12 protein-coding genes are annotated in these 16,546 nt (G+C 66.7%); 3 read left to right on the plus strand and 9 right to left on the minus strand.

The features are described from left to right. Nucleotides 1-25 precede the first annotated feature (25 nt). Nucleotides 26-1,072, minus strand: coding sequence for an aldo/keto reductase (locus PV772_RS13465; protein ID WP_347886468.1), 1,047 nt, complete (start codon nt 1,070-1,072; stop codon nt 26-28). A 176-nt stretch (nt 1,073-1,248) separates the two neighbouring features. Between PV772_RS13465 and PV772_RS13470 the strand changes: the two genes are divergently transcribed. Continuing rightward, nucleotides 1,249-1,983, plus strand: coding sequence for a GAF and ANTAR domain-containing protein (locus PV772_RS13470; RefSeq protein ID WP_141158452.1), 735 nt, complete (start codon nt 1,249-1,251; stop codon nt 1,981-1,983). 171 nt (nt 1,984-2,154) lie between these two features. Next, nucleotides 2,155-4,377 (plus strand): 4-alpha-glucanotransferase, encoded by a 2,223-nt coding sequence (gene malQ / locus PV772_RS13475; protein WP_347886469.1) that lies wholly within the window; start codon nt 2,155-2,157, stop codon nt 4,375-4,377. A gap of 70 nt (nt 4,378-4,447) precedes the next feature. Here malQ and PV772_RS13480 read toward each other — a convergent pair whose 3' ends face one another. Both PV772_RS13480 and PV772_RS13485 read right to left on the minus strand, forming a co-directional pair. Then, complete coding sequence (locus PV772_RS13480) at nt 4,448-7,528, minus strand: alpha-amylase family glycosyl hydrolase (RefSeq protein WP_347886470.1); 3,081 nt, start codon at nt 7,526-7,528, stop codon at nt 4,448-4,450. Between the two features lie 250 nt (nt 7,529-7,778). After that, nucleotides 7,779-8,840 carry a beta-propeller fold lactonase family protein gene (locus PV772_RS13485; RefSeq protein WP_347886471.1) on the minus strand — a complete coding sequence of 354 codons (1,062 nt, stop codon included), beginning with the start codon at nt 8,838-8,840 and terminating at the stop codon, nt 7,779-7,781. Between the two features lie 172 nt (nt 8,841-9,012). Between PV772_RS13485 and PV772_RS13490 the strand changes: the two genes are divergently transcribed. Beyond that, a complete protein-coding gene (locus tag PV772_RS13490; protein ID WP_347886472.1) occupies nt 9,013-9,900 on the plus strand; it encodes a putative protein N(5)-glutamine methyltransferase in 888 nt (295 codons plus the stop codon). A gap of 146 nt (nt 9,901-10,046) precedes the next feature. Here PV772_RS13490 and PV772_RS13495 read toward each other — a convergent pair whose 3' ends face one another. The 6 genes from PV772_RS13495 to PV772_RS13520 form a co-directional block, all read right to left on the minus strand. Then, entirely contained in the window at nt 10,047-11,693 is a 1,647-nt protein-coding gene (locus tag PV772_RS13495) for a DUF222 domain-containing protein (protein WP_347886473.1), read from the minus strand. A 218-nt stretch (nt 11,694-11,911) separates the two neighbouring features. Further along, the gene (locus PV772_RS13500) at nt 11,912-12,313 is read right to left on the minus strand and encodes a YtxH domain-containing protein (protein ID WP_141158448.1); all 402 of its coding nucleotides are present in this window, start codon (nt 12,311-12,313) and stop codon (nt 11,912-11,914) included. 125 nt (nt 12,314-12,438) lie between these two features. After that, entirely contained in the window at nt 12,439-12,705 is a 267-nt protein-coding gene (locus PV772_RS13505; RefSeq protein WP_141158447.1) for a GlsB/YeaQ/YmgE family stress response membrane protein, read from the minus strand. A 132-nt stretch (nt 12,706-12,837) separates the two neighbouring features. Then, entirely contained in the window at nt 12,838-13,671 is an 834-nt protein-coding gene (locus PV772_RS13510; RefSeq protein ID WP_347886474.1) for an aldo/keto reductase, read from the minus strand. Between the two features lie 82 nt (nt 13,672-13,753). After that, a complete protein-coding gene (locus PV772_RS13515; RefSeq protein WP_347886475.1) occupies nt 13,754-15,310 on the minus strand; it encodes a long-chain fatty acid--CoA ligase in 1,557 nt (518 codons plus the stop codon). 23 nt (nt 15,311-15,333) lie between these two features. Continuing rightward, on the minus strand, nt 15,334-16,530 hold the full coding sequence (locus PV772_RS13520; protein ID WP_347886476.1) for an acetyl-CoA C-acetyltransferase: 1,197 nt from the start codon (nt 16,528-16,530) through the stop codon (nt 15,334-15,336). Nucleotides 16,531-16,546: the final 16 nt, after the last annotated feature.

Here is a 16,546-nt window from a genome sequence, read left to right on the forward strand (position 1 = left end):
CGGGCGCCTGGCTCCGGGAAGCCGGCTAACGTCGTCGTAACTCCGCGAACTCGATGGATGGCACGATGGCGCCCGCGTCCCGCTCCACGAAGTTGGTGCCCGGGGGCACCAGGTCGTCGATGGCGTCGAGTACCGTCTCGCCCAGCTGGACGTCGGCGGCGCGAAGGTACGCCTGGAGGTGTTCTTCGCTCCGCGGACCGATGATCACACTGCTGATGGCGGGATGCGTCAGGGCAAACCCTACGGCCAGGTCCACCAGGGACAGCTCCAGCTTGTCTGCCAGGCGGGCCAGCGAATCCTTGGCCAGCAGCTTGCGCTCGCTGGTGGGCCCGGACATGTCGTACCGGCCGGGAAGCGAGTGCACCCGGGTGGCGGGCTGGCCGGATTCCAGGACGAAGCTGCCGGAAAGCCAGCCGCCTGCCAGGGGGCCGTACGCGAGGACACCCACGCCATACTGTTGGGCAATCGGCAGTACGTCGCGCTCGTTGCCGCGGACCAGCATGGAATACGGAACCTGGTTGCCCATCGGCGGGATCAGGTGGTTGGTGGTGGCCAGCCACTGTGCTTCCACCAGTTGGGCCGGCGTGAACACCGAGGTGCCGTAGTACAGGATCTTGCCCTGGCGGATCAGGTCGTTCAAGGTGGTGATGGTTTCCAGGACGTCGGTGTTGTAGTCAGGCCGGTGTGCCTGGTAGAGGTCGATCCGGTCTGTCTGCAGCCGGCGGAGGCTGCCTTCCACGGCCTGGGTGATCCAGCGCCGCGAGTTGCCGGAGTGGGCCGGGTTGGGGCTCATCTGGCCATGGAACTTGGTGGCCAGGAAGACGTCGTCCCTGCGTCCCCGGAGTGCCCGCCCCACCACCTGCTCCGATTCGCCCTGCGAGTAGACGTCGGCGGTATCAACCGCGGTGATGCCGGCGTCCAGCGCCGCATGGATGATCCGGATGCTTTCCTCCGCGCCGGTAGGGGCACCCTGGCCGTTGCCGGTCCCCTCGCCGAAGTTCATGGTCCCCAAAGTGAGGGGGCTGATGGGGGTTCCCGACCGCCCGAACACGCGCAGTTCACTCAGGCTCATCTCCGGTCTCCTCCATTCAGTGGCCATGCCCTGGATCGTCACGACGCTACACAGATTCGGCGGCCGGCACAGATTTCCGTTTTAGTCCTTCTCTTTTCGTCGCACGGAGTAACCAGAGCAGCGGGGATGACGAATTGTGGCGCCCAAACAGCCGGAAACAGCGCTTATATTGAGGCATGGGCACCCTCAATAACGACGAACCGTTCGTCCAGTTGCACGACCTCATCATCGGCAGCAGCAACGTTGCTGACTTCCTGTCCGAACTCTCGGCTGTTGCCGCGTCAACGCTCAGCGATGCCGCAGGCGTCTTCATCGAATGCGGGGTTACGCTCCGCCGCCGCAAGCGCAGCGCCACCATTGCCGGCAGCAGTGAACGGGCAGCCGTGCTGGACAAACTGGAGCAGGTCCTCGGGGAGGGGCCGTGCATCGCATCCCTGGATGCCATGCAGCCAATGATCCTGTCCGACGTTGAGACCGATACCCGGTGGCCCGAATACCAGAAAGTGCTGGCTGACAACGGGTGCCGCAGCGTGCTGGGAGTTCCCCTGGCGCTGGACGCCGACCAGGCCGCCGCGCTGAACTTCTTTGCCGCGGAACCCGGCGTCTTTGCTCCCAAAGTCCTCCGCACGGCGGAGGGGTTTGCCGACCTCGCCGGCAGGGCGTTGAGGCTGGCCCTGCGGATCGCCGACGCCCAAAACCTGGCGGATGACCTGAAGGCCGCCATGGCAAACCGCACCACGATCGACCTGGCGTGCGGGGTGATCATGGCGCAGAACCGGTGTACCCAGGATGAAGCCATGGCCCTGCTCACCAAGGCGTCCAGCCACCGGAACCAGAAGCTGCGGGACCTGGCCGCTGAAGTCCTTGGCCGGGTGAGCGACGGGCCGGTGACCACGCACTTCGATCCGTAGCCCGGCCGGATCCGCCCTCAAGCTTTTCCCGCCCCGCTGCATGCTGCGTGGCTTTCGCCCCTGCGCTGCCCTGCAATAATCTGAACCAACGGTTGTGCACGGGGGTGTGAGCGCCCGGCACGACAGGCAGCACTGTAAGTTCCGGGACCATCACAGACGAGGCGGACACCCATGACGGAAGCAGACCAGCAGCACGCAGCACGGCCAACGATGCCCGAAGATCCTCCTGCCGCTGCCCCCGGGACGGTGGATCCGCACCTGCTGCAGCAGCTGGCCGACGCGCATGGCGTGGGTACGTCCTTCCAGGGCTGGGACGGCCTGCCGCACTCCGTCGCCGAGGGCACGCTGATCAAGGTACTTGCCGCGCTGGGGGTGGAGGCCCACACCAACCAGCACATCGAAGCCGCCCTCGCCGAGGTGGAACTGGCGCCCTGGCGGCGGATGCTGCCGGCCGCCGTCGTCATCAAGCAGGGCGAACCGGCCCAGGTTCCGGTCCACGTGCGGGACGGTGCCACCGCGAGCCTCACCATCACCCTTGAAGGGGGAACCGGATCGCGGGAGGCGCTCCAGCAGGACATCTGGATCCAGCCCCGGCAGGTGGACGGCGTTTCCACCGGGCGTGCCACGTTCTCCCTGCCCGAGGACCTGCCTTTGGGCTGGCACACCCTGCACGCGGAGTCGGAGGGTGCCGCAGCCACTGCCGCGCTGGTGGTCACGCCGGCCAGGCTGGACACGGCCAAGCCCCTTGAGGACCGGCGCGGCTGGGGGCTGGCCACGCAGCTTTATTCGGTCCGGTCCAAGCGGTCATGGGGCATCGGCGACTTTGCGGACCTTGCGGACCTGGCGGCCGTCAGCGGCGCACGCGGGGCCGACTATGTGCTGGTCAACCCGCTGCACGCCGCGGAGCCCGTCCCGCCCGTCCAGCCCTCGCCCTACTCGCCGTCCACCCGCCGGTTCTTCAACCCCCTCTACATCCGGATCGAGGCTATCCCCGAGCTGGCATACCTCCGGCCACGGAAGCGCGCGGCCCTGGAAAAGCTGCACGAGGAGGTGGCCGGCCTGAACAGGGACGGCACCCGGCTGGACCGTGACGCCGTCTACGCGGCCAAGCTGCAGGCACTGGAGATGCTCTACCACACCCGGCGTTCGCCCTCCCGGCAGGCCGCCTTCGAGGAGTTTTGCCGCGTCTCCGGCCCCGGCCTGGACGATTTTGCGCTCTGGTCCGCCATCCGCGAAGACCTTGCTCCCACCGATCCGTTGTGGACAGATCCGGAGTGCGCCATCGGAACACCGGCCGCGGAGGCATTGCGGGAGCAGTTGGCGGACCGGATCGGGTTCCACCGCTGGCTCCAGTGGATCTGCGACGAGCAGCTGGAAAGCGCGCAGCAGGCGGCGCTCCGCTCCGGTATGCGGCTGGGCGTGGTGCACGACCTCGCAGTCGGCGTGGACCACAACAGTGCCGACGCGTGGACATTGGGCCGTGTACTGGCCCCAAACACCAGCGTGGGTGCGCCGCCGGACATGTACAACCAACAGGGCCAGGACTGGGGCCAGCCGCCGTGGCACCCGGCCCGCCTGGCCGAAGCCGGCTACGAACCGTTCCGCAACATGCTGTCCAACGTGCTGCGCCACGCCGGCGGCATCCGCGTGGACCACATCCTGGGCCTGTTCCGGCTGTGGTGGATCCCCATCGGAAATGCGCCGGGGGACGGTGCCTACGTCCGGTACGACCACGAGGCCCTGATTGGCATCCTGGCCCTTGAGGCGCACCGTGCCCGTGCCGTGGTGATCGGGGAGGACCTGGGCACCTTCGAGCCCTGGGTGCGTGACTACCTCGCGGACCGCGGCATCCTGGGCACGTCCATCCTGTGGTTCGAGTACGACGGCGATTCGCCCCTTGCACCGGAAAAGTACCGTACACAGGCGCTCGCCAGCGTAAATACCCATGATCTTCCGCCCACGGCCGGCTACCTTGCCGGCGACCATGTGGGCCTGCGGAGCCGTCTTGGCCTGCTCGAGCGGTCCGAAGAGGAAGAGCGGGCCGAGCACAACGCATCCCTGGAGAAAATGTTCGCCCTGCTGCGTGAACGGGGCTACCTCTCCGAGGGGACTGCTGCCGGGGCCGGCCAGCAGTCCGCGGAGGAGCACACCATCGAGGCGCTGCACCTCCTGCTGGCCCAGTCGCCGTCGGTATTGCTGGGCGTGGCGTTGGTGGACGCGGTGGGGGAGCGGCGGCTCCAGAACCAGCCCGGTACCACGGAAGCCCTGTATCCCAACTGGCAGGTTCCGCTGGGCGGCCCGGACGGCAGGCCGGTTTACCTTGACGACCTTCCCGGCAACAAGCGGTTCAACGCGCTGCTCGCCGCGGTGGAGGGATCCCTGCACGGATCCTGAGCAGCTGGTCAAAGAACGATGGCCCCGCCACTTCCTCAAGCGGCGGGGCCATGGTGCTTTCTCCGCTGGCCTAGCCTGCGGTGATCACGTGGGTGACGTGGTCGTACCGGAAGGTGACCGGGCCGCCGTCGTGCTCAAACACGATGTTGGCCCCGGGCGTTGCGCCGCCGGCCCCGTAACTGGCGTCCCAGGACTTGTTGAGGGCCGCCTTGAACTCGTAGCTCCCTGCCGGCAGCTCCGGCACGGTGAGCTTCCAGACGAGGTCTGCCGGGTCCAGGGCCAGCTGGGCTTGCTGGCAGGCCGGCTCCCAGTCGGTGGCGCAGCCCAGCTCGCTGTCCATGCTTCCCGCCGCCGCCACGGCGGACGGCTGCTGTGAGGCGTAGACGGCGCTGAGCAGGTGCGTGCTGTTGTCGTAGCGGAAGGTGACTGGTCCGCCGGGATGGTCCAGCACGATGTTCTGGCCATTGAACTGGCCGTCGGCACCGTAGTTTTCGTCCCAGCCGCCGTTGAGCGCTGCCTTGTATTCGTACTTCCCGGCCGGCAGGTCGGCGGTCAGCCGCCAGATGCGGTCCGCCGGGTCCAGGACCATCTTTGCCCGCTGGCATGTGGGATCCCACTGCGCCGTACAGCCCATGGCCTGGTTCAGTGATCCGGCCACAGAGACCGAATCGGGTTGCGGGGCCTGGCCCACGGTGACGGTCCGGGTGCCGCTGGTGACGTTGAAGCCCGTGCCGGCCATGACGGCACGGTATTGGACCTTCGTGCCGTCAGCCAGCGTGGAAACATCATCGGTTGCCGAATACACCGGGGACGAGGAATCGGTGCCCACCGCGGTCCAGTTCCCGCCGTTGACGCTGCGCTCAAAAGACACAACGTTGCTCGCCTTCTCAGGATCGGCAGTGGCGCTAAGTTCCACCTTTCCCTCCACACTGCTGCCTTCGGCGGGCTTCTGCAGGGTCAGGACCGGCGCGGGGACGCTTGCCCGACGGCTCTGGCTGGCGGCGGTATGGCCGCCGTTGTCCAGCACGGTGGCGCGGTACTCCAGGGCTGTGCCGGCGTCCAAATCCGCGACGTCGTGGAACACCTGGTACGGGGCGGTGTCATCCGTGCCGATCGGCTGCCATTGGCCGCCGGCCGTCCGGGCTTCGAAGGTGACCTCATTGAACGAAGAACCCTCGACGTCGGCCGTCACGTTGATGCGCCCGTTGTCGCCCGGGGCTGCGGCCGGCTGCTGGAGGGCGACGGCGGGCGCAGCCTTCGAGTGCGGGATCCGGCCTGCGGATTCGTAGACGACGGCGGAGAGCGGCGGCACGGTGACCGTCAGCTTGGCATCCTCCGAGGTTTTGGCCTCGTCGGGTCCTTCGCCGTAGATCCGCGTGTAGCTGCGCTTGGCGATGTAGGTGGGGATGGGGGCTGTCTGCGGCTGGGCGCTGTTGTTCAGCGCGACCACGTATTCGCGCTGGTCCTGGGCGTCCGTGCGGGAGAAGGCGTAGATGCCGGGGCCATCCGAGGCATAGCGGTGCTGGTGGGCGCCGTTCCGCAGTGCGGGGTGCTCCTTGGTCAGGGCAGCCAGCTCACGGATTTTGGCGTACAGCGGGTGGCTCGGGTTGAAGTTGTCCGTGGCGTGCGTGGCATCGGTGCCCAGCAGGTCGTCGTCAAGGTACTCCGGCACCTTGCTGGCGAAGAGCGTCTGGCGGGCGTCCTGGTCCCCGCCGGGGCCGGTGAAGCCTTGTTCATCGCCGTAGTAGACCACCGGATTGCCGCGGGAGAAGTACATCAGCTCGTGGGCCAGTTCGTCGCGGGCCACCTTCTCGGCGTCGCTGGCTGCCGGGTTGTCCTGGCTAATGAAGCTGCCGATGCGGCCCATGTCATGGTTGCCCAGGAAGGTGGGGAGCTCGTAGACGTTGGAGTCGGCGTCGGTGTACCAGTCGTCTCCGGCGAAGAAGGTTTGCAGGGCCCTCGCGTCCTGGCTCTTGGATGCGAAGTTGCGGGCCGCGTCCTGGAAGGGGAAATCCAGGACTGCCTGCATCTTGTTTCGGGTGGTGAACTGCGAGGTGAAGCTCTTGCTGGTATCGAAGACCTCGCCGAACATGAAGAAATCGTCCTTGCCGTGCTCCTTGGCGTAGGTGAGGACATTGGGGCCGAATTCCTGCCAGAACTCGTTGTTCACATGCTTCATGGTGTCGATGCGGAAGCCGTCCACGCCGAAATCGCCGATCCAGGACTTGTAGATGTCCTCCATGCCGTTCACCACCTTGGGGTTTTCGGTGAACAGGTCATCGAGGCCGAAGAAGTCCCCGTACATGGAGTCCTCGCCGGTAAAGGTGGTGTCGCCACGGTTGTGGTACAGGGTGGGGTCGTTCAGCCAGGCCGGGACTTTGAGGTTTTCTTCGCCCGGTGCCAGGACGGGCTTGTAGGGGAACGAGGTGTTCGCGTCCAGTTGGGGGAAGGCACCGGTGCCGGCGTAATCGCGGTCGTCGAAGGGTTCGCCGGAAGCTGTTTTGTAGGGGACGGTGTCCTTGGACACGTAGCCCTTGCGGTCGCCTTCCTGGTAGCCGATGACGTCAGCGGTGTGGTTGGTGATGATGTCGAAGTACACCTTCATGCCGCGTGCATGGGCCTCGTCGATGAGGCCCTTCAGTTCGTCATTGGTTCCCAGGTGCGGATCGATCTGGGTGAAGTCGGTGACCCAGTAGCCGTGGTAGCCGGCTGACTTGTCCTCCGGCTGGACTGCCTTGTTCTTGAAGCTGGGGGTCAGCCAGATCGATGTGGTGCCCAGGCCCTGGATGTAGTCGATCTTATTGCGGAGGCCGGCCAGGTCGCCGCCGTTGTAGAAGCCCTTCTTCGTGGGATCGAAACCGGAGACCATGGGGTCGGGTCCGAGGCCGCCCTGGTCGTTTGCAGTGCTGCCGTTGCTGAAGCGGTCCGCCATGACGAAGTAGAAGTTTTCGTCGGTAACGGGACCGCGGAGCGAATGCAGGGTTTCTGCAGAGCCTTGGTTCTTGGTGCCGGGGTCCTTGGGACCCGGGCCGTTAGGGGCGGCATGGGCGGGGAGGACTGCGGCGGAGATGGCGACGGCGGCCGCAAGAAGACCGGCCGCGGAGCGGGCTGCAACGCGTTTCCGGGTTGGCTTGGTTTTTGAGGGGTGCATCGTTCCGGCTGGACTGGCCGGCTGGTGGGCGCGTGGGGGAGCGCCGGGAGGGGTGCGGAATAGCAAGGGTGAGACCTTCCTGGGAAGCAGCGCTGCTGTACAGGCTTGCCGTTGACATGGGGATGCGGCAGGAGGGTTCGAAGGACAGCATGCTGCCTTGTGAACCGAGTCACAACTGTAAGCGCTTGCACTGAATTACTCCAGTGTTTAGGGAAGGGGACCTTTAGGTGGATCCGCCGGGGCAGCTCTGCTATCCCGCGGCTACCACTGCGGTGGGCGACGGGACGTTGACGGTGTGCCTGATTGGTCCGGGGAGGCCGGTGATGGGATCCAGCTCAAACGTGGCGATGTTGTGTGAGCGTTCATGCGCCACGTGGAGCAAGTACCCGCGGACCATGTGGTGGCGCGGCCAGTTCCCGCCGCTGTCAAAGTCCTTGACGGGAATCAGTTCGGTGCCGTCCCCGGCGACTTCCAGGACACTGATGAGGTTGGACCCGCGCACGCCGGCATAGGCGAAGTTTCCTTGCGGGCCCAGGCAGATCTCGGCTGCGGAGTCGCCTTGTTGGCTTCCGCCCGCCGTCGCGGGTCCGCGGAATACCAGCTCGTAGGTGCCGGCCTCGGGGCGGACTACGAAGACTTCCACGGAGTACTCCGAAACTATGAAGACGTTCCCGTTCGGGTGCTGCACCAGGTGCCGCGGGCCACTGCCATAGGGGAGGACGACCTCGTGGTCCGCCACCAGTCCGGCGCCTGCCTGGTAGGTCCAGATACGGAGGGTGTCGTGGCCCAGGTCGGTGGTCATGATGCGTCCGTCCAACAGCATCAGGCTCGCGTGGGCGCGGCTTTGCCTGGGGCTTCCGGGCGGGAGGGTGACGTGGGGATCAACCGATGGTGCGGCGGGAAACCGCCGGGCTATGCCGCCGTCGGAATCCAGCTCGTAGAGGAGGACCTGCCCGTCGCCCCAGCACGCGGCAGTGACAAAGCGGCCGTGCGGGTCAACGGCAACATGGCAGGTCGCCTCGCCGGCAAGCTGCGGTTCCCCGTGGGCCTCCAAAGCGGCTTCGCCGTGCCGGCGGTACGCCTGGACTTTCCCGCGCTGTTCGGCCGCCGCGTACACCACAGGCAGGGTTGGGTGTACAGCAACGAACGATGGCGATTGTGCTTCGACGGCCGTTCCCAACCATTCCAGGCTGCCATCCAGGTACGCGCGGACGGCGCCGATACCGTCCGCACGGCCGCCGCCGTCGGGCGTGTACGTGCCGATCCACAGGATGTTGGTGGCTGGACTGTTGTTGGCTGCGCCGTTGGTCATGGTCCAATCCTGCCAAGGTTTCACCCCCTATTCCCGTACCCCGGGCCGCCGATTAGCATGGGGTTTCCGGCAGTGGAAGAGCGGAGGCGGGCGTGGTTAGGGCTGAATTGACGTCGATTGTCCGCACCGGGCGCTCTCCGGAGCCCTGGGCCTGACCGGCGTGGAGGTGACCATGGGCTGCCCGGAGGGCGGTGTTCAGCCTCCTCCCGGCTCGCGCGCTGTCCATGGCCAGTCCGCGCCGCTGGGCTTCAACCAGATCGTGTCCCGGTTGCGGTCTGCCGGCTGTGTGTTCGCCGAAGATGAGGCCCGGCTCCTCCTCGCTGGGCGCGCCGGCCCCGCGGAACTTTCACTCAGTGTCCAGCGGCGGGTGGAAGGCGTCCCCTTGGAGCACATCCTTGGATGGGCTGAGTTTGCCGGCGGCCGTGTTGTGGTTGAGCCCGGCGTTTTCGTGCCGCGGCGACGCACGGAACTTCTGGTCAGCGAGGCCCTGGATCTGCTGCTTGGCGAGGCCTTGGGGCTGCCGCCGGACGCCGCACTGCCGGCGCCTCCGGTAGTGGTGGATCTCTGTTGTGGATCCGGGGCCGTGGGAACGGCCATCCTGCGAAGCGCCCCGCACGTGGAACTGCATGCAGCGGATATCGAGCCTGCTGCCGTAAGGTGCTCCCGGCGGAACCTGGAGCCCCTGGGTGGCCAGGTTCATGCGGGTGACCTGTTCGCAGCCCTGCCGCGTGAACTGCGTGGCCGGATCCGGGTGCTCGTGGTCAATGCTCCCTACGTACCTACGGAGGCAATCCGAACCATGCCCCCCGAAGCGCGGTTGTACGAACCTGCGGCATCCCTCGATGGCGGTCCTGACGGACTGGACTTCCATAGGCGGGTTGCCACTGAGGGTGTTCACTGGCTGGCGCCCGACGGTCATCTGTTTATCGAGACCAGCGAGCAGCAGGCAGCCGGCACCTCCGCGATCCTGGCCGCCGCCGGGTTCGGCACACGGACAGTCCATTCGGAGGAAGTGGACGGCACCGTGGTCGTCGGGCGCGTGGCGGCAGGAACCCACTGACACCGTCCTCCCCCTCCCCAATATCCGGCCTGCCGCCTGGAGGATCGAGCCAACCAGGCCCAGCAGCCGTGGACCGCACGTAACGATCCTTCTAAACCGTCCGGAAACCCCAGTACGCCAGGCTGCGCCCTGCCAGGCTGCGTTCCCTATTCGTGTTGATGGGGTGGTGGTGGGGGTTTGAAGTAGTGGTTTTGTTGGGGTTTTTGGGTGGGGTCGAGGTGGGGTGGGGGGATGAAGGCGGATGTGCCGGTGGTGGTGGTGATGGTCCATTGTTCTTTGTGGATGAGGTGGTGGTGGTGGCTGCAGAGCAGGACGCCGTTGTTGGTGGTGGTGGGTCCGCCGTGGGACCAGTAGGTGATGTGGTGGGCTTCGCACCAGGGAGCGGGGATGGTGCAGTTGGGGAAGGCGCAGCCTTGGTCGCGGGCGGTGAGGGCGGTGCGTTGGGCGGGGGTGAAGAGGCGGGTTTTGCGGCCGAGGTCGAGGATTTCGCCGTTGGTGCCCAGGAGGGCGGGGATGATGTCGGCGTCGCAGGCGATTTTGCGCAGGGTGGCCGCGGCGACGGGGCCGGTGAACGCGAAGGTTCCTGTCCCTGCTTCCGCGCTGTGGTCTTTTCTTGCGGAGGTGGCGGCGTGGGTGGGGAAGAGGTCCCGGTAGTGGATGGTGGCGACGATTTGGGGTCGGTTGCCGCCGGTGGTGGGCAGGGTGTTGGTGGCGAGGGCGGTTTTGGCGGCGGTGATGAGGCCGTCAAGTTGTTTTTGGGCGCGGGTGCGCCGGTCCAGGTCAGGCAGGTCGGGCAGGGCTGCTGTTTCGGCTGTTCGCCTGCTGTGTTCGGTGCCGGTGCCGGGCGAGTCGCCGGTGCTGGTGGCTGGGGTGGTGGTGCGGGGGTTGGTGGCGGTGTTCATGACGGTGAGGAGGTGTTCGTATTGGTCGGTGGTGGCGAAGATTTCGAGGTGGTGCAGGCCGTGGCGGGGTTTGCGGATGAAGGCGCCTTGGGTGTTGCGGAGGGCTTCTTCGGTGGGTTCGGTGCCGTCGGCGTCGATGGTGTCGGTCCAGCGTTGGGCCAGGCGGGTGAGGAAGTCGGGGTCGGTGTTGGTGGCTGCGGTGGTGAGGTGCTCTTCGATCCGGTCCAGGGTCTCTGGGGTGGTGTGGTGTTGGAGCCGGTCCAGGGTGGCGGTGATGAGGGTCGCGGCGTGGGAGGACACGGCGGTGCCCTGAACCATCCGGGAAGGGTCGATGGAGTCCGTGCCGGGTGTAAGGGCGGCGGCAAGGTGGAGCCGGGGTGGTGTGAGTGGTTCGCCGGTCAGTGTGCTGCCGGACAGGGTGTGCTGTGCGAGGGTGAGTCGGCGGCGGGCTTCGCGGATGGGGATCCGAAGCCGGAGGCGGAGGAACTCTGCGGTGTTGCGGCACCCGTCATCGGCCGGTGAGGGCACGGCAGCGTGGGTGGTCCGGGCCGCGGCCTGGGTGATGGCCTGGGTACGGGTCCGCTCCACGGCACCGGCGGCCAGGAGCTGAAGATACTCCACGGTGCGGGCCAGTTCCTCGGCGTGGCCGGCGTAATCGGCCGCCTCGCTGTAGGTGGCGATGGCCAGCAGGCCGGGGGCGGCCAGGGCGGCGGTGGCGAGTTCTTCGGCAAGCGCCCCGAGGATGGCAGGGCCGGATCCCTCCCCGCCGGGGACGGCGCGAAGGCGGGCCGGACCCGTCCGCCGGCTGCCGGCGTCGTCCGCGTTCCCGCTGAACAGCCCGCCGTACAACACACCGAACGACTCATCCAGCTGCTCCCCAACTGCCTCCATGACCACACTCTGCCAGCCGCCACTGACAATGAAGAGACCCCACAACCCCTATGTGGAAAACGGGGAAACTGCGATGGGTGTGCCAGTTAAAAACCGCCGGCCGCCGCGTCCCCCAAGGATCGCGACGGCCGGCAAGGCGATTCAGTTGTAGCACAAAGGCTGGTCATTCCCATGTCATGCGGCGGGACCAGCGTCATGGATGACCGGTGAAGCGTCGATTAGGACTTCGTGGCGGTCCCATCGGAGGTACCAAAGTTGGTGGTCTCCGGGTGGGTGCTGTGGGCGGGGATGTGGTCCTCACCCAGGGCGTCGGCGGGGCCGGTACCCGTTGAAGGCCAAGCAGAAGTGCCTGCTGCAGCATGACCCGCAGAAGTGTCGCGGTGCATTGCAGAGCCGATCACTGTGCCTGCCCTGCGTGCGGCTTCCCCAAGCTGGTCGGCCACTTCAGGCGCTTTTTCCTTGATGGTTTCCGTCGCCACCGAGACTTTGTCCTGCACCGGCTTGCTGTCCCAGATGCCGGCCGCGCGGGCCTTCAGCTTGTCGTAGGCAGCACGGCCTGACCGCGATCCGAGGACGTAGCCCACGGCAACGCCTACACCCAAAAGAAGCTTGTTTTTCACGATGATCTCCTGCTCTGCGAGACGGTTGTCAGTCCCGGCTAGGGGCGTGACGCCAGTTGCCGGGGAAAATGAAAGCCGGCCCGGGGATGATGTCCCCAGGCCGGCTTCCTGGCGTGCCCGTGCAGTTATCCGCGGGCGCTGCGCTTGGTGACCATGCCGTAAATGGCAAGGACGATCAGCGAGCCGACGATCGCCAGCAGCCACGTCTGGATCGAGAAGAACTCCTGCAGTCCACTGCCGAAGATCATCCCGCCCAGCCAGCCACCGAGGAAAGCGCCGACGACGCCCAGCACCATGGTGATGATCCAGCCGCCACCCTGGCGTCCCGGGAGGATCGCCTTAGCGATCGCACCGGCAATAAGTCCGAGAATCAGAAATGCAATAAATCCCATTTGAAGCTCTCTTCCTAAGTAAAGGAGGCCTCCGGGTCCCGGAGGCACTTCATCCTTCTGGCTCAATAGTAATCATGCTTACTATCTTTTTGCCAACCCCGTTTCTGGAAAAAAGTGCAGTTCAGGACGGTTTTAGTGCCCCGTCGTGTCCGAGTCATTGCCTGCCCCTGGGCCCTCGTCCAGGGCCGCTAAATCAGCGAGATCCTGCGGGTCAAGGACGAAATCGAACACGTCCAGATTGTCGGCCATCCGGGTGGGGGAAGCCGTCTTGGGAATCGTTACCAATCCGTTTTGTACGTGCCACCGCAGGACCACTTGGCCAGGGGCTTTGCCATGCTTTTCCGCCAGCCGGGAGAGGATGGGAGCAGCCAATAAACCTGCCCCCGACCCGCCCAACGGACTGTAGGACTCTGTCACAATGCCATGCCGGTCATGGAATTCCCGCTCTGCGCGCCGCGTGATAGCCGGGCTCAGCTGGATCTGGTTCACCGCCGGCACAACGTCAGTCTCCGCCATCAGTCGTTCCAGGTGCGCCGGCTTGAAGTTGGACACGCCTATAGACCGGACCTTCCCCTCAGCCTGCAGGCGTTCGAACGTCTGCCACGTGGAAACGTACTGGTCCCTGCCGGGAAGCGGCCAGTGAATCAACAACAGGTCCACGTAATCCAGGCCCAGGCGCCCCAGTGACCCTTCCAGGCCGGCCACCGCGCGGTCGAGGCCCTGGAACTCGCCGTCGAGCTTGGTGGTGATGAAGAGCTCGCCGCGATCCACGCCGCAGGCCCGGATGCCGTTCCCGACGCCGCGCTCGTTGCCGTACTTCACGGCCGTGTCGATGTGCCGGTACCCGGCTTCAACAGCCTGCACGACGGCGGCGGCCGCCTGTTCGTCGTCCAGCGGCCAGGTGCCAAGCCCCAGCTGCGGAATCCTGTTGCCGTCATTGAGGTGGATGAGCGGTGCAAGTGTCATGCGACCAGTCTGCCCCCTGCGGGCCGTCCCGGCTCCCGGTGCCCGCGATTCGGGACGGCCCGCAGGTTACTGCCGGTGGAGCCTAGGCCGGTTCCTCCGCCAGTTTCCGCTTCAGGATCTTGCCGCTGGGCCCCAGCGGGAGTTCGGAAAGTATCCTGACCACGCGCGGGTACTTGTAGGCCGCGAGCCGGGCGCTGGCGAAGTCCATCAGCTCGGTCTCGGTGACTGTCGCCCCCGCGTCCAGGACGATGGCGGCCGCGATTTCCTGGCCGTGGACGTCGTGCGGGACGCCGTACACGGCCGCGCTGACCACGGCGGGATGGGTCAGCAGGACTTCCTCCACCTCCCGCGGGTACACGTTGTAGCCGTTCCGGATGATCATGTCCTTCTTGCGGTCCACGATGGTGAGGTAGCCGTCGTCGTCCTTGGTGCCAAGGTCGCCGCTGCGGAACCAGCCGTCCACCACGGCCTCGGCGGTGGCATCGGGCCGGTTGAGGTAGCCCTTCATCAGCAGGTGCCCCCGGATTACCAGCTCGCCGAGTTCCCCGTTGGGCAGCAGCTCGATCCGCTCGGTCACCTCGGGACGGGCGATCTCGATGTCGACGCCCCAAATGGGAATCCCGATGGTGCCCGGCCTCGGCTGCATGCCCACGTGGTTGAAGGCCGCCACCGGCGAAGTTTCCGTCAGGCCATACCCTTCATGGATTTCCACGCCGAAGACGTCGCGGAAGCGGTCCATCACGGCGAGCGGAAGGGATGCGCCGCCGGAGATGCCGTACCGCAGCGCGGTGGGCCGTTCCGCCACGGTCTTGGCAGCTTCCAGGAGCGCCACATACATGGTGGGCACGCCAAGGAAGATGTTGACGTTGTGCCGTGCCAGCAGCTTCAGGGCATCCGGGCCCGTGAACCGGGGCATCAGGACGATGGTGGCCCCGGCGCGCAGGCCCGTGTTCAGCACCACCGTCTGGCCGAAGGTGTGGAAGAGCGGCAGCCCGCCGAAGAGGGTGTCGCCCGGCCGGAAGTCCATCACGCTGGTCAGCAGGACCGACGTCTGCTCCACCAGGGCGAAGTGCGTCCCCAGCGCACCCTTCGGTTTGCCGGTAGTGCCGGACGTGTACAGGATGGTGGCCGTGTCCGATGGGCGGCAGGGTTCGTACGTCCGGATCGGCTCCGCGGCGGCCGCCTCCGCTTCCAGCCGTGGAAACCCGCCGTCGTCGGGCGCCATGACCGTCAGCACATCGACCCCGCTGGCCGAAGCGCCGGCAGCGCCCTCCGTGAGCAGGGGAGCGGCGCAGACGAGCAGCCGGGCGCCACTGTCCTGCAGGACGTATTCGATTTCGCGGGCCTTCAGCAGGGCGTGCACCGGGACGACGATGGCGCCGAGCGAGAGGATGGCGTAATACACCCGCGCGAAGTCCGGCACATTGGGGATCAGGACGGCGACGGCGTCTCCCGGACCAACGCCGCGGGCGCGCAGCGCACCGGCGTAGGCGCGGGTCTGGCGCCAGAGGTCGCCGTAGCTGACCTGGTCTTCACCGACGACCAGGGCGATGCTGCCGGGAGTCCTCTTGGCTGATTCAGCGAGGATCGCTGCGACGGAGATGGTGGCGAAGCCGTCGGCGGAGTTGGTGTTGGTCATGTCCTGCTTCTTCGTTGGGATGGTTACGCGGTGAGGATGAGGGCGTCGCCTTGGCCGCCGCCCCCGCAGAGGGCCACGACGCCGATGCCTCCGCCGCGGCGTTTCAGCGCCAGCGCCTGGTGCAGCACCAGGCGCGCGCCCGAGGCGCCCACGGGGTGGCCCAGCGCGATGGCGCCCCCTTCGGCGTTGACGGTTTCGGCGTCGATGCCGAGATCGTTGGCGGACTGGATGAGGACTGACGCGAAGGCCTCGTTGATTTCCACCAGGTCCAGCTCCTGGACGGTCAGCCCCTGGTCCTTGAGCGCGCGTTCGATGGCCTGCGCCGGCTGGGAGTGCAGGGAGCCGTCGGGGCCTGCGGTCTGGCCGTGGGCGCCGATCTCGGCAATCCACTCCAGGCCTGCTGCTTCCGCGGCTGCCTTGCTGGCAATGACCAGCGCCGCGGCGCCGTCGGAAAGGGGCGACGACGACCCTGCCGTGATGGTGGCCGTGTCCGCCTTGGAGAACGCCGGGCGTAGTTGGGCCAGGGATTCCGCTGTCGTGTCCGGACGGATGCCCTCGTCGTGTTCAAGCGTCACGGCGGGTCCCTTGCGCTGCGGGATGTCGATTGGTGCGATCTCCTCCGCCATGATCCCGGCCGCGCGGGCGGCTTCGGCGCGCTGGTGGGACCGGGCCGCCACGGCGTCCTGTTCTTCGCGCGTGATTCCGCGTTCGGCGTTGCCGGAATCGGTGGCCTCACCCATCAGCTTCCCGCTGACCGGGTCCTGCAGTCCGTCGTGGTTCAGGGAATCAAGCATGGTGGCATCGCCGATGACGACGCCGGCGCGCAGCCCGGGGACCAGGTGCGGTGCGTTGGTCATCGATTCCTGGCCGGCGGCCACGATGAAGTCGGCTTCCCCCGTGCGGATCATCCGGGCAGCGTCGATGACGGCGGTGAGTCCGGACAGGCAGAGCTTGTTGATGGTGATGGTGGGGACGTCCCAGCCGATTCCGGCGGCCAGGCTGGCTTGGCGTGCGGGGCCCTGGCCCGCTCCGGCCTGGATCACCTGGCCGACAATGACGGCCCCGATCTGCTCCGGCGCCACGCCCGTGCGTTCCAGTGCAGCGCGGATGGCATGGGCGCCCAGTTCGCTGGAGGAAAAGGGTGTGAGGCCGCCGCGGAACCTGCCGAACGGGGTGCGGGCGCCGCCCAGGATGACGGGGATGTTGGCGTTCTGGTTCAAGAACAGTCCTTTCGGG

This window comes from Pseudarthrobacter sp. CC12, from assembly GCF_039907755.1.
Taxonomy (GTDB): Bacteria; Actinomycetota; Actinomycetes; order Actinomycetales; family Micrococcaceae; genus Arthrobacter; species Arthrobacter niigatensis.

Coding starts and splice junctions, on each gene's coding strand:
- PV772_RS13470 (WP_141158452.1), top strand. CDS start 1,249: ATGGGCACCCTCAATAACGACGAACCGTTCGTCCAGTTGCACGACCTC.
- PV772_RS13510 (WP_347886474.1), bottom strand. CDS start 13,671: ATGACACTTGCACCGCTCATCCACCTCAATGACGGCAACAGGATTCCG.
- PV772_RS13515 (WP_347886475.1), bottom strand. CDS start 15,310: ATGACCAACACCAACTCCGCCGACGGCTTCGCCACCATCTCCGTCGCA.
- PV772_RS13505 (WP_141158447.1), bottom strand. CDS start 12,705: ATGGGATTTATTGCATTTCTGATTCTCGGACTTATTGCCGGTGCGATC.
- PV772_RS13495 (WP_347886473.1), bottom strand. CDS start 11,693: ATGGAGGCAGTTGGGGAGCAGCTGGATGAGTCGTTCGGTGTGTTGTAC.
- PV772_RS13480 (WP_347886470.1), bottom strand. CDS start 7,528: ATGCACCCCTCAAAAACCAAGCCAACCCGGAAACGCGTTGCAGCCCGC.
- PV772_RS13465 (WP_347886468.1), bottom strand. CDS start 1,072: ATGAGCCTGAGTGAACTGCGCGTGTTCGGGCGGTCGGGAACCCCCATC.
- PV772_RS13490 (WP_347886472.1), top strand. CDS start 9,013: ATGGGCTGCCCGGAGGGCGGTGTTCAGCCTCCTCCCGGCTCGCGCGCT.
- PV772_RS13485 (WP_347886471.1), bottom strand. CDS start 8,840: ATGACCAACGGCGCAGCCAACAACAGTCCAGCCACCAACATCCTGTGG.
- malQ (WP_347886469.1), top strand. CDS start 2,155: ATGACGGAAGCAGACCAGCAGCACGCAGCACGGCCAACGATGCCCGAA.